The sequence below is a fragment of the Cecembia rubra genome (assembly GCF_003014575.1).
Taxonomy (GTDB): Bacteria; Bacteroidota; Bacteroidia; order Cytophagales; family Cyclobacteriaceae; genus Cecembia_A; species Cecembia_A rubra.
Genome location: NZ_PYGF01000001.1, coordinates 503,155 through 522,918, shown reverse-complemented (window position 1 = coordinate 522,918; position 19,764 = coordinate 503,155). Strand labels below are relative to the sequence as shown.

The following is a 19,764-nucleotide window of genomic DNA, read 5'->3' as shown; positions in this document are numbered from 1 at the left end:
TTGCCAAAAGCTTAATGAATGAAACAATTGACCCCTGCTGAGGAAAGTTACCTCAAAGTGATTTATCATATTTCTGAAGGTGGCAAGAGAAGTGTATCCACCAATGACATTTCTTTTAAAATGAAGACCAAGCCTGCCTCGGTCTCTGATATGCTTCGCAGATTGGGGGAAAAGGAAGTAATTGAGTACCGAAAATACTATGGAGTAAATATCACAGAGACAGGAAAAAAACTGGCTTTACAAACGATCCGTAAGCACCGGCTATGGGAAGTATTTTTGGTAGAAAAACTTCGGTTCTCCTGGGATGAGGTTCATGAAGTAGCAGATGAATTGGAGCACATCAGGTCCAAGCTTCTGATCCAAAGACTGGATGAATACCTTGGTTTTCCAAAATTTGATCCTCATGGTGATCCTATTCCAGACGAATTTGGTGATGTCCGGGCCAGGCCAAGAGTAGCTCTTTCGGATCTAGAAGTCAATACCACCGGTCAGATTGTCGCAGTGAAAGACAGCAGTGCAGCATTTTTACGCTATTTGGATAAAGTTGGTGCTTACATCGGAGCAAGAATCAAATTGCTGGAGAAAGTTGAATTTGACGGTTCTGTTGAAATCCTTGTCGATAATAAGAAGACAATTTTTATGTCAAAAGATGTTGCGGGAAATGTGCTGGTGATGCTTTAGTTGAAGGAAGACTCAAGACTTAAGAGTCAAGATACTTGATATGTTTAAAGTCTTGTTTCTAGCTTCTTTAAATTGGAATAGATTTTGAAACCCAGTGAACTTGAAATAAATTATAGTCGTTTTTAACTTATGTAGCTTTAACCCAAATTCAATGAAAAGATTAATACCACTTACATTTTTACTCCTTTTACTCGGAGGTATGGCAATGGCCCAAAGCAAAATCAATTGGATGACTTTTGAAGAGGCTGCTGCAAAAACCCAGGAAAACCCTAAAATGGTTTTTGTGGATGTATATACCGACTGGTGCGGCTGGTGCAAAAAAATGGACAAAGAAACTTTTACTGATCCTAAAGTAGTGGCCTATATCAATGAAAATTTCTATGCGGTGAAGATGAATGCAGAAAACACAAAAAGGAAATTCATGTTCAGAGGCAAGGAATATACAGAAGCAACTATGGCTGCGACTATGAGGGTAAGGTCATACCCTAATTTCATCATCATGGATGCCACCATGGAGAATATAACCCAATATCCTGGTTATAGGCAACCTGAGCCTTTCCTTACTGGACTTACAGGTATTCTAGATAAATTTGGCAAGTAATAAATGAACTTCACCCTTCACGAAAAAGAAGATACTATCATTGCATTGGCTACACCCCAAGGTGTTGGCGCCATTGCAGTGGTAAGGATTTCTGGTAAAGACGCAATAAAAATTACCAATGAGGTTTTTAAAGGTAAAGACCTGGAAAAACAGCCTACACATACCATTCACTTCGGAACCATCCGAGATGGGGAAAGGATAATCGATGAAGTATTGGTATCTCTTTTTATTGCACCAAAATCCTTTACCAAGGAAAATGTGGTGGAAATATCCACCCATGGCTCTTCCTATATTGTCAATCAGGTGATCAAACTTCTGATCAAACACGGGGCACGTCCGGCCAAACCTGGGGAATTTACCCAAAGGGCATTTCTCAACGGTCAGTTTGATCTTGCTCAGGCAGAAGCAGTGGCTGACCTGATCCATTCCGATTCCGAGGCTTCCCATCAGGCAGCCATGAACCAAATGCGTGGTGGTTTCAGTGGGGAGATTTCAAAGTTGAGGGCTGAGTTGATACACTTTGCCTCCATGATCGAACTGGAACTGGATTTCACGGAAGAAGATGTGGAGTTTGCCAGCAGGGATGATTTAAGGATTTTGGTTGAACAGCTGTTGCGGGTAATCGAGCAACTGATTGGTTCTTTTGATCTGGGTAATGTGATTAAAAACGGTGTGCCAACCGTAATCGCCGGCAAACCCAATGCGGGTAAGTCTACGCTATTGAATGCTTTGCTCAATGAAGAGAAGGCGATTGTCTCCGACATCGCAGGAACTACCCGTGACTTTATCGAGGATGAAATCAATATAGGAGGAGTCATCTTCAGGTTTATTGATACGGCCGGGCTTAGAGAAACCACCGACACGATTGAAGCTATCGGGGTCAGCCGTACACAGGAAAAAATGAAGACTGCTTCCTTGATCCTTTACCTCTTTGACCTGACTGATACAGACATGGTGGAGATCAATAGGGATATCAATAAACTGGAAAACCTGGGTGTTCCTTTTATTAAAGTAGGGAATAAGATAGACAAGGCTAATCCTCATTTTATCAATGAATTAAAAGAGAAATATCCTGACACTATTTTCATCTCTGCAGGTCAAAAGGAAAACCTTGAACTCTTGCGAAACAGGATTCTGGAAATGGTGAATTTGGACAAGTTCAGAACAGGGAATACCATTGTCACCAATATCCGGCATTACGATTCCTTGGTAAAAACCCGTCAGTCCCTGCTCGATGTTTTGACCGGTTTGGACAATCACATTACCAATGATTTCCTCGCCATGGATATCCGTAGATCCCTTCACTACCTCGGTGAAATCACAGGGGAGATTACCACCGACGATTTATTGGCGAATATCTTTAGTAAGTTCTGTATCGGGAAGTAAAGAATGAATAATTCATTTTAAAGGTGAGCCATTCATATAAGTTTCAAAATCAAAAAAAAACCAGGGAACATATTTATTAACTATAATAATATAATCAAGAGCTGAAGGAATTTGGCTTGGTCCAAAGTTAAATTTGGCCATTACCCCCAAGAAATAAAGAAAGTACCTGCTTTATTTTTTATCAGGCCCTTTGACCAAGAATTCATCAGCAATTGAAATCATAGCACATTGGTTAAGGTAATGACAATCTGGATCAAGAGCACACCTTCTCCCCTAGCATCAAACTATGAAAACTAGAATCCATGCTCAGTCCTAACATTGATGATGTTTCAGCGGAAAAAATATATGCAAACTGAATATTAATTACGGAATGTACTTTAATTAACCAGAAATTACACTTTTTATTAAAATCGTAAATTAGAGGAAAAATAACTATCTAGAAAAGTAAATTTGGTTTGGAGTTGTTTAAAAACTTAAGAATAATCTGACAGACTTTCTTTTGGATTGTGACATTTCGCACAAACTCAAAATCCAATCAAATGCTAACTTAGCTTAAATTTCCTTAAATTTTCTTCATGGAATTAGATATTCAGGTAATCATAGTTTTGGGCATTTTGGTGACTACGGTCATCATGATGGTCTTTGAAATTTTCAGAATCGACGTGGTGGCTATCATTACCATGTTGGCCTTAGGCTGGTCGGGTATTCTTACCACTGATGAAATGCTGAAAGGCTTTTCAAGTAATGCGGTAATTTCAATGATCGCTGTAATGATTTTGGGTTATGGTATTACCACAACAGGGGTCATGGAGAAGTTTTCGGAATTTATACTTCGAAAAGTAGGGAATGATAAGAACAAGATTATTGGCCTGATTTCATCAGCCGTGGGCACACTTTCTGCATTTATGCAAAATATTGGTGCTGCTGCACTCTTTCTACCGGGCACAATTGAAATTTCAAGGAAGACTAAAATTCCAGTATCCCAATTGGTTATGCCTTTGGGCTTTGCAGCCATTTTGGGTGGATCTCTCACAATGGTGGGTTCAGGACACCTTATCCTAATCAATGATTTACTGACAGCTGCTGACCTTGAGCCTTATGGGTTATTTGCTGTAACGCCTATTGGTGCCGTGCTCTTGATTGCCGGTATCCTTTACTTTTTCATTTTGGGCAAAGTAGTACTCCCAAAGGTCAGCGGTGCAGGAATCAAAAAATCCTCCCAGGAAAAATTGATGGAAACCCTCCGTTTATCTAAAAATATCTGGTATTTATCCATAGAGGAAGGTAGTCCTTTGGTAGGCATGACTGCTGAAACTTCAGGAATCTGGAAGAATTTCCAGCTGAATATTATAGCAATTTCCAAAGGGCAGGATATCATTTATGCCCCTTGGAGGGAAACTGCCTTCCAAGTGGGCCAAATTATGGCACTATTGGGGAGAGAAAAAGATGTGAAAGCAATGGGTGAAGCGTTTGGACTTAAAGAAGAAATTGCTCCTGCTATCTTCAGTAGACTTGATAAGCCTGAAGACTCAGGATTTGCTGAAGTCATTTTTCCAGCCAGTTCAGAAATTATAGGCAAAAGCCTTAGGGAATATGGATTCAGAAGGAGATTTGGACTAGAACCACTTATAGTCTTCCATAATGGGGAGGAAATCAAGGGAGATTTCTCAGATCATATTTTCCAACTGGGAGATACGCTGATTGTTTATGGACTTTGGGATCATATTAGAAGCTTAAAAGATGGGTCGGATTTTATAGTTGCTACACCAATTGAAGTGGAACCTAAAAACCAATCAAAAACCATTCCTGCTGTGGCTAGTTTTGCATTGGGTATTTTCTTGACATTTGTTGGCGTTCCCATAGCCCTTGCATTTTTGACTGGAGCATTGGCCATGATATTATCAAGGGTTATCACAATTCAACAGGCTTACGAATCCATAGACTGGAAAGTAGTTTTTCTTCTTGCAGGACTAATTCCATTGGGTATTGCCATGCAAAAAACAGGTGCTGCATATTTTCTGGCTGAAAACGTGATGGGCCTGATCGAAGGACAATCCCCTCTCCTGCTTGTCATTGCCATTTCTGTCCTTGCAACTGTCTTTTCCCTCTTTATGTCCAATGTAGGGGCTGTAGTTGTTTTGGCCCCATTGGTAATCGGAATGGCCGAAATTGCCGGCCTTGACCCAAGACCATTGACTTTGTTAGCTGCAGTAAGTGTCTCCAATTCCTTTGTTCTTCCCACCCATCAGGTCAATGCACTGATGATGTCAACCGGCGGTTATAAAAATAAAGATTATATCAGAGCAGGCAGCGGAATGACAATGGTATTTCTGGTGTTAACTGTTCTGGTATTTTATCTATTTTACCTGTAAGGATATTATTTTTCTTGCTTATTTTTTTATTTATGACTGATAAGATGGCCTTTTGATTTTACATCTATCAATTCAGTATATTTTCTTATCCTTTTTGGACCGAAAATTAATTTTCAAAAAAACGCCATTTAGGACTGTTCTTTGAAAATTTAGACCATTCAGCAAATAATCACCCTGCTTAAATTTAAATGGGCTTTTCTTTGTTTTTATAAGGTATGCTATGATAGATGGCAATCTAGGAAGCACCTGTTCAATCAAAAGTTCAATCAAATAAAATCAATGAAATACCTTTTCTTTTTTGTACTTCTTTTTGGGATTCAAAAACAAATGTTTGCCCAAGGCTTTTCAGTCAAAGGATCTGTTTTTGAGGAAGGCAAAAATGAATCTTTACCTTTTGTAAATATTTTACTTTTGTCTCTTAATGATTCTTCCCAAGTTGGTGGAACAGTTACCGATATAGATGGGCGTTTTGAATTAACAGGCATAAAAAGGGGTGAATACTTACTTAAAATTCAATTCATGGGATATAAAGACTTTTTTCAGTCTATCCAGGCAAGTTCCAACGTAGATTTAGGTAAAATATTCATCAGTGAAGTAGCCACAGATTTAAGTGAGGTAGTAATAGAAGCACGTAGATCCACTGGAATGCAAAAAGGAGATACTACCCAATTCAATGCGGATGCATTCAAAACCATGAGGGATGCAAGTGCCCAGGCTTTAATTGAAAAACTCCCTGGAATCAGTTCAGAAAATGGAGTCCTTCAGGCACAAGGAGAAAATATCGCTCAGATCTTGGTTGATGGTAAGCCATTTTTTGGCAATGATGTGACAGCTGCTTTGCAAAATATTCCTGCAGAAATGATCCAAAGTATTGAGATTTTTGACCAAAAGTCAGAAAAAGCTCAGTTAAGCGGTTTTGATGATGGTGAAAGGCTAAAAACCATCAATATCATCACCAAACCTAATCGAAGAAAGGGGCAGTTTGGGAAAACAACAGCCGGATATGGTTCTGATGAACGCTACTTAGGAGGAACAAGTATCAACATTTTCGATGAAGACACTCGATTGACAATTACCGGTTTGAGTAACAATATCAATATTCTCAATTACTCCAGTGATCCAAACGTTCAGACCAATGAGTCTCCCCAACAGGGTATTATCACAACCAATCTCATCGGTGCCAATTATACTGATGTGTGGGGTGAAAAAATTAAAGTTACTGGAAGTTATGTGTACACAGTGACAGAAAATTTAGGCATTGAAAGCAGGTTCCGTGATTTTGTGACTACTGATCAATCCAATAAGTTTTACACAGAAATCAGTAAAGACAGCAGAATAAACCGTCGTCACCAAGCAAATCTTCGCCTTGAATACAATCTCAATGAAAGGAACAGGATTTTATACATCCCGAGGTTTTCTGCAAGGTTTGAAAATGAAAACTCAGGTTTCTTCGGTGAAACGTCAAATGGTATCAGCTTAATCAATACTGTAGAAAATAGCAGAATTGGAAGGTATGAGGACTTTGACCTCTTCAATAGATTCTTTTACAGTCATAAATTCAATAAGCCGGGTAGGACCTTTACCGCAAGATTGAATTTGACACAAGGGTGGAATATTGATAATTCTGAAAGAAATGCCGTCAATACTTTCTTCGAACAAGATGGAGAGAACATTGAAAATTTGAATCAGAATACGTTTAGAGACCGTATAGGAAATTCTTGGAACACAAGATTTTCCTACACCGAGCCATTAGGAAATAAAAGTCAGATGGAATTGGAGTATTCCGTAGGAAACAGAAAAAATGACTCTGAACAATTGCTTTATAATGTCCTTTCTGAAGCAGGAGGTCCAGACCATTTAGCTTTGGATACAGCACTAAGTAACTCCTTCTTGAGCAATTACCTTACGCAACAATTTGAATTGGGTTATCAGTTTCAAACTGAAAAATTAAAGATTCAGACAGAATTGGAATTTCAGGATGCAAGTTTAAAAAATGATCAGTTTTTCCCTGTCACTGAAGAGTTGAACAGACGTTTCCAAAACGCCTTGCCTACTGCCCGACTGGAATATAAATTTTCGCCTAAAACCAATATCCAATTGGATTATGATACTTGGACAAATGAACCTCAAGTGGGTCAGCTACAACAGGCCATCAATAATAACAACCCGTTGCAATTGAGAACAGGAAATCCAGAACTGGATCAGGCATATACCAACCAGGTAAGGATGAGATTTAGGGGAAATAATCCTGACAAGGATAGAAACTGGTTCATTTTTGCGCAGGGACGACTGACAAATAATTTTATTGCTAACAGTATTTTGATTGCAGAAGAGCCTGTAGAAGTAGCGCAAGGTGTGGTACTTCAACAAGGGTCACAGTTGAATAGACCCGTTAATTTAGATGGGTTTACAGATTTGAGATCTTGGTTGAGCTATGGTTTTCCTTTAAGTTTTATCAAATCAAATTTCAATATCAATGCAGGTCTGGGAATTACTCAGCGCCCCGGACAAATCAATGATCAAATTGGATTTAACAATTCCAACCGTTTCAGTACCGGTTTTAATCTTAGCAGTAGTATCAGCGAGAATGTTGATTTCAATATCTGGTCCAGATCTTCTTTCAATAATGTCCGCAATACTCTCAATTCCAATCTAAACTCAGAATTTTTCCAACAAAGGATGAGAGTGAATTTCAACTGGATTATCTGGAATGGAATTATTTATAGGCTTGACCTTAACCACCAGATCAATAGTGGTCTGGCTGAAGGTTTTGATAACAATTTTACCCTAGTCAATATGAGTGTGGGCAAAAAAATCTTCAACAACCAAAGGGGTGAAATCTCTATAATGGCGTATGACCTGCTCGGTCAAAATGCCAATGTAAGGAGGAATATCACAGAAACATTTGTAGAAGATTTCCAATCCAATGTACTTCAACAGTATGTTATGGTTAGCTTTACCTACAACCTTAGAAGGTTCAGTAAAGGCATGGATGAAAAAACATACAGTGATATGTATTCCGAGAATTGATTGGTTTGTAAATCATTCCTTTTAAGTCAATCAATGAACGATTTCCAGAGATATGGCAAGTACGCTTTGATTACAATTTGAATTAAAAATAGACTGTCTTTCTTCAGACCTCATTAAATAATTATGGAACCTTTGCCCGGGAAATATGGTCCCAGGCTGTTACATATCGGTCCTAAGGGACTTTAAAACATCTCAAAAATATCCAATTGCGGAAATCAGTTTGATTTTACTTTTTCAAGTATAATTCTTTATTGCTTGCTTAGCTTATAGGTTGATTAGGAAAGCAATCCAAAAATTTCAAAAATTTAACTTTATACCTTTCGCTTATTCCTGAATCAACAATCTAATACATCCATAACTGAAAGTACCTGGTTCTTTGTACTTGGTGCAAATGGATAAGAGTCAAAGCCTATAAGCTTGCCTTACAAATAGTTTCCAGCTGCCTTTTTCCTTTTTCCAAACCAAACAATTCCCGATACGGATGGGATTAACCTCTCCTGCAACATTTTTTCCATTTGCTGTAAAAATATGCCGGACCACAGCTGTATTTCCAGAAACAGTGATGGTTTGGTTTTCAGCTTTTATTTCAGTCAGTTTGATAGGTTTACCGGACATTATTTCCTCAATGAATTCAGACCTGTTCTGAATAATTCCAGAGGAATGTCCATAACTTAAATCATCAGATAATAAGCTCTCTAATACCCCCCTATCTGCTTTCATCATGGCATTGAAAAGCTGTTCAACAACACTTTCTAAATTCTTGGAATCTTTATCTATAGCATTTGGCCCCAGATAATTTGACAGACCAAACAGCAAGGTTAATAGGAGGATAATGTATGTCTTCATCTTTTGAAATTAGGTTTATAATTTTTATTTGACGGGTTTTCTATGCCAATAAGAGGCCAGTATTGAACCTGTAATATTCATTAAAGGTCCAAAAACCGCAGGAGCAAGTCCAACGGTTGCTATTCTGGCCATTTCCTTGGCTATACCTGAAGCCAGTCCGGCATTTTGCATTCCGACCTCTAGGGCAATGGTCCTGCAATCACTTTCATCCATTCTAAATAATTTAGCTGCCCAATAACCCAAAGTATATCCTGCGAGATTATGTAAAACGACAAAGAAGATTAAGAGAAGGCCAATGTCCAAAAGGCTATCTCTTCCGGCAGCCGTAATAATAACAATGATCAATGCTATTCCAATCATGGAAACCAAAGGCATGGCATCATCAAGCCATTTGGCTTTACCACTGAAAAACTTATTGAATACCAATCCGGCCCCTATTGGGATAATTACAATTTTGACTATGTCCAGCATCATTTTCCAAACATTCACTTCAACAAACTCCCCTGCTAAAAAGCCCATCAATACCGGTGTCACAAAAGGTGCCAACATAGTGGTGATGGCCGTAATGGTAATAGAAAGGGCAAGGTTTGCTTTGGCCAGGTAACTCATTACATTGGAAGCCATGCCACTGGGTGAACAACCAATCAGAATCATACCGGCTGCAATTTCAGGGGGAAATCCACTGAGTTTAGCCAGGGAGTAACCAATAAGAGGCATAATAGAAAACTGGCACAGCACTCCTATCAATACGCCCTTTGGCATTTTGACGACTCCTTTGAAATCCGAAATACTCATGGATGTTCCCATACCGAACATAATGATCTGTAGCAATGGAACAATCAGTCCACTCAATTTATATTCCCCAACCTGTACAAAATTGTCAGGATAAAACATGGAAGCAGTCACTGCCGCAAAAATGAAAACGGTGTATGAATATCCCCGAAGATTTTTTCTTGACCTGATGCCTATTGCTAAACTGATCAGGAAAGCAACCCAAAATGGTCCAGAAGAAGGAAGGCCCTTTAGCCACCACATGATGGATGCCAATCCAAGGAAAACAAGTGCAAAAACTGAAGCGGAGAGATATAATTTATTTTTCAATTTGATTATCCATTAATAATTCGGAGAAGGATTATTTCTTATTACCCAAATATATAGGGTCTATCTAGGGTTTGTTTGAAGAAAATCCCGGATAAAAACATACCCGGGATTTTCATTTTCTTAACTCCAGGTACGGTCCCAGGAACGTTTTTCATCCCATTCAGTGGTAGGTTCGAAGTAACTTGTATCTGATTTGTTCAAGTGTTGTTTGACGACTTCGTCGTTCAATTCAATACCAAGGCCAGGCGCTGTCAAGGGTACATTGGCATAGCCCTTTTCGATCATTTTACCACCCCATGTTGTTTTGACCATATCTTCCCACCATGGAAGATCCACGGAGTGGTGCTCCAAAGAAAGGAAGTTTTGGGTTGCAGCAGCACAGTGCACATTGGCCATGAAGGAAACCGGTGTACCCGCCTGGTGCATAGCCATAGCAATTCCAAATTCTTCAGCATAGTCACCTATCCTTTTGGTTTCCAATAGACCTCCTGAACTGGCAAGATCAGGATGGACGATATCCACAGCATGATTATGGATGAGGTCTTTAAAATTTTCCAATAAATAAATGTCTTCCCCTGTTAATGTTGGAGTTTCCAAAGCTTCCGTTATGGTTTTGTGCTGTTGCCAATATTGCCAAGGAACCATATCTTCTAGCCATGCCAACCTGTATTTTTCTAAAGCTTTGCCCAAACGGATACAGTTATTCATATCTATATGGCCATAATGATCAGTTGAAATTGGGATCTCCCAACCAACCATATTCCTCACTGCTTCTACCCTTTTTGCAAGTTCTTCCAAACCCTTTTCGGTTATCTGAATACCTGTAAAGGGGTGCTTAGTATTTGAATAGGACATATAGCCACCTTGGTAGGCGTTGGATCCTTGTTTCATTATTTCAGGGTTTACCAGGCAGCCGGGGATATTGATGATATCCCTGATCGAAACATCCATTTTCAACCAGGTATAACCTTGGACTTCTGTCCTATACTTAATTCTTTCTTGTTGCTCTTTTGGATTATTGCCCTCAGGTGTATCTGCATATAACCTGACTTTATCCCTGTACCTTCCCCCTAGCAATTGCCACGCTGGAACATTATAAGCTTTACCGCATAAATCCCAAAGTGCCATTTCAACCCCACAGACTCCTCCAGCTTGCCTTCCTTGCCCTCCAAATTGTTTGATAATTTTAAAAACCCTTTCCACATTGCAGGGATTTTCTCCTAAAATCCTACTCTTCAACATGAGGGCATATCTAGGATCTGCTCCGTCCCTTACTTCACCTAAACCGTATATTCCTTGGTTAGTGTCAATCCTGATTATCGCAGTTCGTCCAAGAACGGAAGTCACACAATACCTCATATCTGTGATTTTTAGATCAGAGGGGTTAGAAAGGCGGTTGACATTTGAAGTGGTTTCTGCCAAGGTATCACTTAGAGAAAGTCCCATCAATGCAGATAAAGAAATTCCTCCTAGGGCAGTTTTTTTCAAAAAATCTCTTCTGTTATCCAGGGTTTTAGGATTATCGATTTCTGCCTGTCTTTCGATTGCATATTGCTGTTCCCTTTTTTTATTGTCTTCAATTACTTGTTTTAAATAAGATTTCATGGTTATCTGTAGTTATTGTTAAATGGGTTGAATGTATTTTGATAGGAATTAATGGCTGAATTTGATTACCAGTTTCTATCTTTTAAGAAATTGTCAAGTTCTTGTCGGGACATAGGAAGATCTTTCTTTTTGTTGACCCAATCCAGAAAATCTTTGACTATTGGTTCAGACCAACGGCTGTCAATTTCACCTGCTGTATATTTTCCTTCTTTTAACCTTTGGATTCCAAATTGGTCCCTGAGCATGATAAACTCTGCATTGATGACAAGATCAGCTAATAAATGCGCTGGGATAAAAATAACCCCGTATTTATTGGCCAGAACTGCATCACCTGGAAGTACTGAAGCCCTACCGATCCTTATTGGATAATTAATGGTAGTCAGCATCATTTGCTGGATAAATGAGGGATCATGTCCTTTGATCCAACCATTGAAACCATCTATTTCAGACAGACCGGCCATATCCCTTACAGAGCCATAAAAGACTACTCCTCTCTTTGATTTGGCATAAATCGCATTCCCTAAATTGTCTCCAATTAAGGTTCCATCCACAATTTTGGCATAACTGTCAGCGACATAGACATCTCCTTCAACAAGCACATCTATTGGCCATGAATTGGTGCCTCCTGCCTGGACCCTGCCTTCATTTTTTCCAATTTCCCTAACCAAATCGTTCATATCAGGACGTAAGGGCATATATTGTGCAGTTACTGCCCTTCCTGTCATTACCCTATCGTCATCGATAATAATCCAGTCATTTTCGAATTGATTGTGGTAGCCTTTATTTCTAAGATAGCCCCATGCCTCTTCCATTGAAACATTTCCTAATCTTTTCAATAAGGAATCTGAAACTTTTGGTCTGCCATCCGGAAACCTTTCCCCTGTCCATTGAGAAGTGAGCATTTTAATTTGGTCTGCTGTTGGGGAAATTTGCTGTGCAATCAACAATTGGGTTGATAATGCCAAGGCAAAGGTGAAAGCGATAATTTTTTGTATCATAACTGTGAATTTCATGTATAACAATAATTAAATTACTTTAAGAAGCTTCTATTATTCAAAGAAAGGCACTCCTGGTACGGCATATTTTTTCATTCCTTCCTCATTAATTTCGACGCCTATACCTGGCTTTTCGGAAACTGTAATAAAACTATTCTCAGTCCTTGGACCATCATAAGTGACTATATCTTTCCACAATTGGTCTGTATCCATATAGATCTGCCATTCCAGAATCTGGAAATTGGGGACAGAAGCACAAACATGACATGCAGCCATAGCACCTAAAAAAGAAGCCACCATGTGTGGGGAAAATGGTACATAGTAAAGATTGGCCAGATTGGCGATTCTCTGTGCTTCACCTAATCCTCCCGCTTTTTGAATATCAGGCATAATAATATCCACAGCTGATTCAGATAGAAGCCTGGTAAATCCATATGCCAGGTATATATTCTCACCTGTGCATATTGGTGTAGATGTCTGAGAGGTAATGGATTTGTAAACCTCAGGATTATCTGCAGGAATAGGTTCTTCCAACCACATAAGATTCAAAGGTTCATACATTTTGGCCATTTTAAGACCGGTAACAGCATCATACCTGCCATGCATATCTACACAAATATCAATTCTGGGACCTACAGCCTCCCTGACCGCGGCAATAGCACTATACATTCTATCAATCTCTGCAGGGCTTGCTGTCCAGTTGAATCTGTCATATTTATTGGGGTCCCTGCCATCATCTACGTCAAACTTTACGGCATTGTAACCTCTTTTCACAGCATCTTTTGCCGCAACAGCGTAATCATTGGGCGTAGGGTTAGTCGAAGTATATAGGGCAGTATCGCAATAAACCCTGATTTTATCTCTGAATTTTCCACCCAAAAGCTGATAAACTGGAACTCCAAAAACTTTTCCGGTAATATCCCAGAGTGCAGTTTCAATGGCTGTTAAAACAGCAACAAATACTCCAGATTGAGCTCCTCCGAAGAATGCCCCTTTTCTCAGCTGTTCTGCCAATCGGTTCGGGTTTAATGGGCTTTGCCCTTTGATTTGGTTGCCCAATCTTTTGACCAAATGGTATGTTCCATGAATTGCATCAACAGCTTCTCCACAGCCCCAAACATCTTGGTTCGTATATATTTTAACGTACAAAGCACCCCTTACATAACCGCATTTAATATCTGTGATTTTAAGGTCGGAAGGATTGGAATATGGGTTCTGCCTTTCAACTGCAGAAGCCAAAGAAGTTTCCATTTGAGAAAGTAAGAGACCACCGGTCAAACCTGCGGTTAAACCCTTTCTTAAAAATGATCTTCTTGAATTTTTTGTAGAATCCATATGATTGAATTTAATCGTTATTCGGGAATAGGTTTTAAAGTATGAGATGTTTAGATTACCAGGTCCTGTTTTTCAATATCTCTTGAATCTGTTCTCTTGGAACAGGCAATTCATCTATGTGGTCATTTAACCATTGTGAGAAATCTCTTTCTATCTCGTCTGCCCACCTTGTGTCAATTTGGCCTGCAGTATAAATACCTGCTTTAATTCTTTCGTGGCCAAACATGTCTCTTAGTCGCACAATTTCAGAAGTCACTACTACCCTTTCGGCTAAATGTGGGGGTATAAATGAAACTCCTCCATCTCTACCCAAGACCACATCACCTGCCATTACGGTCACCTGTTTAATCCTCGTAGGTTTATTGATTCCGATCAACATCGTATTTAAATCACCCTGTTGATTGTGATGAGAAGGGTGATAACTGGTAAAAAATGATGTAAATGACCCTATTTCTTTCAGGCCAACGATATCTCTTAGGGCACCATCGTAAACAATTCCTTTACCGGTTTTGGAAAATATGGCATTGCCTACATTATCACCAATGGTTGGTCCATTCAGGTGAATCCCAAACTGATCTGCCACATAAACGTCATCTTTGATTAATATATCAACTGGCCAAGTGTTTTGGCCTCTTTTACCTTCTTTTTTTCCTCTTTCATCTATGGCAGTATGGATATCAGGTCTGCCCGGCATAAAGGTTGCAGTAACAGCCCTTCCTACCAGGACACTGTCAGGATTGATAACCTGCCAGCCATCTGCATATTGGTATTTATAGCCCGCATTGCGCATTACAGCCCAAGCTTCTTCGTGAGTCACCGACTTCATCCTTTCCAGTATCCCATCAGGAACTTTTGGCCTACCATCTTCATACCTTTCTCCCTTCCACTCTTGAGTCAAAAACAACATTTCTTCCTTGGAAATTTGCTGGGCAATAAGCGTTAGAGAAAAGAAAAAGAAGGTACACAGGAGGCAATTTACCCTCCAGAGAATTGTAAAATTCATCATGGTTTAAGTTGTTAGGTTAAATAGGAAATTTGTGAAATACAGGTTTGGGAAAAACCCAAACCTGTATGAAATCAATTTTATTTATGCCACCATACACGGGTTTCCAAGTTATCAGGCCCTTGGGCACTGATTGCGGCGTTTACGTTATCTTCATTGACAGATATTTCCGAGTTGGGGTAGGTAAGCCTGTTGATGAAGAGAACCTCTCTTCCAGGGAAAGGATTAGGGGCCAATACTGGGAATCCACTTCTTCTGAAGTTGGCAAATGCCTCTGGGCCATTCATAAAGGAAGAAATCCAGTATTGCTCATTGATCTGTCTGAGCGCAGTGGCAGAATTGAATGGATTGGCTGCCAGATATGAATCAATAGCAGAGGTTGCAATTGCCATATTAGCGTCATAAGAAGCCATTTGAAGCATGTGTTCTCTGACTCCTGCATTATAATAACCCTCAACAGTTCCGGCATTAATCCATCCAAGCTGTCTTGCTTCAGCTAATAACAGGAGGTTTTGTGAGGCAGTAACAATAAAAGTCGGCGATGTCAATTTCATCATCCTCCTTCTGTCTACCTGGCTGAAATCATAGAAACTAGCCAGTCCCCTATCTGCAGCTGCCCTTACCGCACCTGCATTGTCATTACCCATAGGCATACCGATTTGTATAGCAGGATCAAAGCTTTGCCTTTCGACTGTTTGTGTAGGTCCAGAAGTGGCTCCTACATATCTCACTGCTATGGAACGTAATCTTGGGTCACTGGTGTTTTTGAGGAAATTGACAAATGGTTCTGTCAGGTAAAAATTTGCAGCCTCAGTCGCATTGAGGGTGTTTCCAGCTGGATTTAAGTAGTTGGCATCGTGCCTGATTGCGGCATTATCAGCGTTAGTTAAGATCACCCCTCCTGCAAAAGCTTTAGCTACTGTCTGTTGAGCCAATGAAGGGTTTGCTTTACCGATTCTCATACCTGCACGAAGCAGAAGAGAATACCCGAATTTTCTCCATTTTTCAACATCCCCGGCAAATAAAACATCAGCAGTTTCCCTTCTTCCAGAAGCATTAAGTGCAGCAGAAGCTTCCTCTAATTCTTTGATAATGTCAGTGTAAATAAATTCCTGGGTATCATATGCCGGAAAGAATACCTGTCCACTAAATCCCGCACCTGCTTGTCTGTAAGGTATAGATCCATAAGTATCAGTCAACACCATAAACGCATAGGCCTGTATGATCCTTGCCATTTGAGTGAGATTACTTCTTGCCGGGTTATTCTCAATCCTGGTCAAAGCATCTTTGGTATTTTTAATGACATTTCTATAATACTGTTGCCAATTAGATTGGGTAGAACTTCTGTTATCCTGATTAAAATTGGCTCCGGTAAGTACACCTGAATTAGGAGAAATTACCTGTTGGACCGCCCCAACTTCATAAACCAAAATACCAAATGAAGAAGGTGCTGAGGAAATGATTGCCTGGTTGATCTGAAACATTTCATCTATGGCCGTGGCAGCTACCCTGTTGGTATTGAGATCATCAAAATTTTGATCACAAGAAGTGCTGTATCCTAGGAAAAGCACTATCCACAAATATTTGAATATCGTTTTCATGATTATGCTGTTTTAGAATTTGACATTAAGGTTGAAACCTAATCCTCTTGTAGTAGGCAAACCTGTTGCTTCCATACCTACAAGGTTATCTGAAGTATATCCAAATGATTCTGGATCAATATTATCCACCCATTTTTTCAGCATGAGAACGTTATTGGCAACTAAATTTAACCTGACACCAGAAACAGGCCATCTTTCAGGAATGAATTTGGTAAAGTCATATCCTGCTGTAACCTGTCTTAGTTTCCAAAATCCTCCATCATATACTACCGGTTCCACCAAACCTTGTGACCTTACGATTTCCCAATAGGATTGGACTGGAGCCACAACAGTATTTGGTTCTCCTGCTTGATTGACTCCTTGACCTACAACACCTCCTTCACGTCCTTCCAAAGTCATCTTATGTAAACCATGTCGTACAGCATTGAAGTTGGTACCGGAAATCATTACACCTCCCAGTCTAAAGTCAATTAGGAAGGAGAAATTCAGCCCTTTGTAATTGAATGAGTTGGTAAATCCACCTATCCATCTTGGAAGGGCACTTCCAAATTCAACCATATCTGGGGTTCTCAATGGAAGTCCATTGGCACCAAATATTTTCTGACCCTGGTCATTCCTCAAGAAACCAAATCCTGTCACCTGACCCATTTCTTTTCCTACTACCTGCCTTAATTCACCGTTGAAAACGTGCGTGCCTACTGTAATCCTTTCACCTGGATTATCTGTCAATAGACTCAATACCAAAGTTTTATTGTAAGCTACATTAAAGGAGGATTCCCAAGTGAAATTTCCAACTTCTACAGGTACGCCGGTAATCAACATTTCCACACCTCTATTACGGCTGCTTCCACTGTTGATGGATGTATTGATAAAGCCAGATGCATCAGAAATCTGGGCAGTTACAATCTGATCATTAGTGATTTTATTGTATGCCGCCAAATCAACCATCAACCTACCCTGCAACAATTTCATTTCGAGACCTACTTCAGTCTCTGCTACCCTCATGGGTTTAAGATTAGGGTTAGGAAGTGTACTTCCTATAGGCTGACCTACAGGCTGTCCATTGAAAAGGTTGGCATTAATTCCATAGAAAAGGACATTGGAATAAGGCGCAACATCAGAATCACTACCCACCTCCGCATATGCTAACCTAAGTTTTCCAAAATTAAACCAGTCATTGCTTCCAGTATTCTCAGTGAAAACCCAGCTTGTCGATACGGAAGGATAAAGTATGCTTCTGTTTTCCGGAGAAAGGGTTGAAAACCAATCGTTCCTTATAGTACCGTTGATATAAAGGAATTTCTTATAAGAAAATTCAGCAAATGCAAAAAGTGAATTAACACCCCTTTCTACTCTATCATAAATAGGGTCTTTGGCCCTACCATTTTGAACTGTGTACAAATTTCTAATTACAAAATCGGTTACCTGAGTACTATGAAGTTCAGATTCCCTTTTCATATAATTTCCACCAACATTGGCATCCACAGCAAAATCTCCAAACTCTTTATTGGCCGATAGGATAAAATCAGCATTTATTTCTCTGAAATTACGGGCTTCCTGGGTAAGTACACCATTCACAAAACCTGCAGGAGCTGCTGCCCTTGAAGCTTGTCCAGTCGGGAAATTATTAACTTTTTGGGTTCTGGACCAATAATCCTGGCCTACCCTTCCCTGAATATAAAGCCAATCTGTGAACCTATAAACTGCTGCTATATTTCCAAAAATCCTATCCCTTTTGATTTCATTGAATTGTCTTTCAAGTGTAAAATAAGGATTGGTTCTGTTTCGGAACCTTGAATAAACAGCCTCATTTCCATTGGCATCAAAGGCATTCTCCCTAAGCACGTCCAATGGCATGGAATTGGCCATATTATAGATTGCTGTTGGAATTGAATTGTCCTGATCGGCAATATTGGGAGGGTTATTATTTTTCTCGATAGAATAATTGATATTACCTCTAAAGCTCAGTTTCTTGCTGAAATCATGGGTAAAACCAAAATTAAAAGTCTTTCTATTGAATGTATTGTTTGGAACAATCCCCTTACTGTTCAAATCCGCAAACGAGAAACTCATTCCACCTTTATCATTATTGGTAGCTAAGGATATGGTATTTGTCGTGTTTTGTCCATTTCTGAAGAAATCTCTAATTCTGTTTCTTACAGGCTCGTAGGGAACTACTACCCCATCAAACAATACCTGTGTCATACCAGGAGCAAATCTTTCACCGAAGGACCATTGGCCAGAAGTAGGATTGGGAGTGGTAGGTCTTACTCCAAACTCTCCTTGTCCATATTCATACTGATAATCTGTAAAGTCCAAAGGCTGCTCGATGGTATGGTTAATGTTATAGGTAACACCGATGCCCTTTGCTGTTCCTTTGGATTTTGTATTAATCATGATAACCCCATCTTTTGCCCTTGATCCATAAAGGGCAGAAGCTGCGGCACCTTTTAATACAGTCATACTTTCAATATCATCTGGGTTGATACTGCTAAGACCGTCACCTCCATCAGCGGTTACTCCGCCGCCTCTTTGGCCAAAAGCATTATCAGCACCCTGATTACCAGGTCTTGTTCCAAAGTTGGTATTATCAATAGGAATACCATTAACTACAATCAATGGGTTATTCTGACCTGCAATAGAGGACTGCCCTCTTATCCTTACTTTTGAAGTACCACCTGGACCGGTTCCTAGGGATGAAATATTTACACCGGCGATTTTACCTTGAAGCGCATTCATGAAGTTTGGCGTTCTATTGATGGTCACATCATCAGATCCAACGTTGGTAGCTGAATAACCAATACTCCTTGAAGTTTTTTGGATTCCAAGTGCAGCGATTACTACCTCTTCCAAAGCCTGTGTTTCCTGCTCCAGGATAACGTCAATAACTGTTCTGTTACCTATTGCAATGCGTTGCGTAGCATATCCAATATAGGAAAACACTAGGGTTGAGCCCTCCGGAACAGAAATTCTATAATTTCCATCAATATCAGTGACGGTTCCTAATGTAGTTCCCAAAACGGATATGGCCACACCTGGTATTGTCTCTCCAGAAGCGCTGATTACTTTTCCGCGGATCTCTACATTCATTTCCTTGATTTCTACATCTATTCGATTAGCATTGAAATTTTCGGAAGTGGAACGGACACTGATTACATGGTTGACTTGTTTAAAATGTAATTGCTTTTGACTGGCTACCTCAGTTAAA

13 protein-coding genes are annotated in these 19,764 nt (G+C 39.7%); 5 read left to right on the top strand and 8 right to left on the bottom strand.

The features are described from left to right. Positions 1-18 precede the first annotated feature (18 nt). The 5 genes from CLV48_RS02095 (at position 19) to CLV48_RS02070 (ending at position 8,070) form a co-directional block, all read left to right on the top strand. Positions 19-681 carry a metal-dependent transcriptional regulator gene (locus tag CLV48_RS02095; RefSeq protein ID WP_106565571.1) on the top strand — a complete coding sequence of 221 codons (663 nt, stop codon included), beginning with the start codon at positions 19-21 and terminating at the stop codon, positions 679-681. A 151-nt stretch (positions 682-832) separates the two neighbouring features. Beyond that, positions 833-1,282 carry a thioredoxin family protein gene (locus CLV48_RS02090; RefSeq protein WP_106565570.1) on the top strand — a complete coding sequence of 150 codons (450 nt, stop codon included), beginning with the start codon at positions 833-835 and terminating at the stop codon, positions 1,280-1,282. Positions 1,283-1,285: 3 nt separating this feature from the next. Then, a complete protein-coding gene (gene mnmE, locus CLV48_RS02085) occupies positions 1,286-2,668 on the top strand; it encodes a tRNA uridine-5-carboxymethylaminomethyl(34) synthesis GTPase MnmE (RefSeq protein WP_106565569.1) in 1,383 nt (460 codons plus the stop codon). 575 nt (positions 2,669-3,243) lie between these two features. Then, positions 3,244-5,040, top strand: a complete 1,797-nt coding sequence (locus CLV48_RS02080; protein ID WP_106565568.1) for an SLC13 family permease — start codon at positions 3,244-3,246, stop codon at positions 5,038-5,040. Between the two features lie 279 nt (positions 5,041-5,319). Continuing rightward, positions 5,320-8,070 (top strand): TonB-dependent receptor, encoded by a 2,751-nt coding sequence (locus CLV48_RS02070; protein WP_106565566.1) that lies wholly within the window; start codon positions 5,320-5,322, stop codon positions 8,068-8,070. Between the two features lie 402 nt (positions 8,071-8,472). Here the strand turns inward: CLV48_RS02070 and CLV48_RS02065 are convergent, their stop codons facing one another. From CLV48_RS02065 to CLV48_RS02030, 8 genes are all read right to left on the bottom strand, one after another. Continuing rightward, positions 8,473-8,916 (bottom strand): nuclear transport factor 2 family protein, encoded by a 444-nt coding sequence (locus CLV48_RS02065; RefSeq protein WP_106565565.1) that lies wholly within the window; start codon positions 8,914-8,916, stop codon positions 8,473-8,475. 24 nt (positions 8,917-8,940) lie between these two features. Next, on the bottom strand, positions 8,941-10,017 hold the full coding sequence (locus CLV48_RS02060) for a bile acid:sodium symporter family protein (protein ID WP_245889458.1): 1,077 nt from the start codon (positions 10,015-10,017) through the stop codon (positions 8,941-8,943). A 120-nt stretch (positions 10,018-10,137) separates the two neighbouring features. Continuing rightward, the gene (locus CLV48_RS02055; RefSeq protein ID WP_106565563.1) at positions 10,138-11,622 is read right to left on the bottom strand and encodes a mandelate racemase/muconate lactonizing enzyme family protein; all 1,485 of its coding nucleotides are present in this window, start codon (positions 11,620-11,622) and stop codon (positions 10,138-10,140) included. A 65-nt stretch (positions 11,623-11,687) separates the two neighbouring features. Then, entirely contained in the window at positions 11,688-12,620 is a 933-nt protein-coding gene (locus CLV48_RS02050) for an RraA family protein (protein ID WP_106566095.1), read from the bottom strand. Between the two features lie 51 nt (positions 12,621-12,671). Then, positions 12,672-13,952 carry a mandelate racemase/muconate lactonizing enzyme family protein gene (locus tag CLV48_RS02045; RefSeq protein ID WP_106565562.1) on the bottom strand — a complete coding sequence of 427 codons (1,281 nt, stop codon included), beginning with the start codon at positions 13,950-13,952 and terminating at the stop codon, positions 12,672-12,674. Between the two features lie 55 nt (positions 13,953-14,007). Continuing rightward, positions 14,008-14,859, bottom strand: coding sequence for an RraA family protein (locus CLV48_RS02040; protein WP_425430708.1), 852 nt, complete (start codon positions 14,857-14,859; stop codon positions 14,008-14,010). A gap of 176 nt (positions 14,860-15,035) precedes the next feature. Next, entirely contained in the window at positions 15,036-16,556 is a 1,521-nt protein-coding gene (locus tag CLV48_RS02035; protein ID WP_106565561.1) for a SusD/RagB family nutrient-binding outer membrane lipoprotein, read from the bottom strand. A 12-nt stretch (positions 16,557-16,568) separates the two neighbouring features. Then, on the bottom strand, positions 16,569-19,646 hold the full coding sequence (locus CLV48_RS02030; RefSeq protein WP_211299895.1) for a SusC/RagA family TonB-linked outer membrane protein: 3,078 nt from the start codon (positions 19,644-19,646) through the stop codon (positions 16,569-16,571). Between the last annotated feature and the right edge of the window lie 118 nt (positions 19,647-19,764).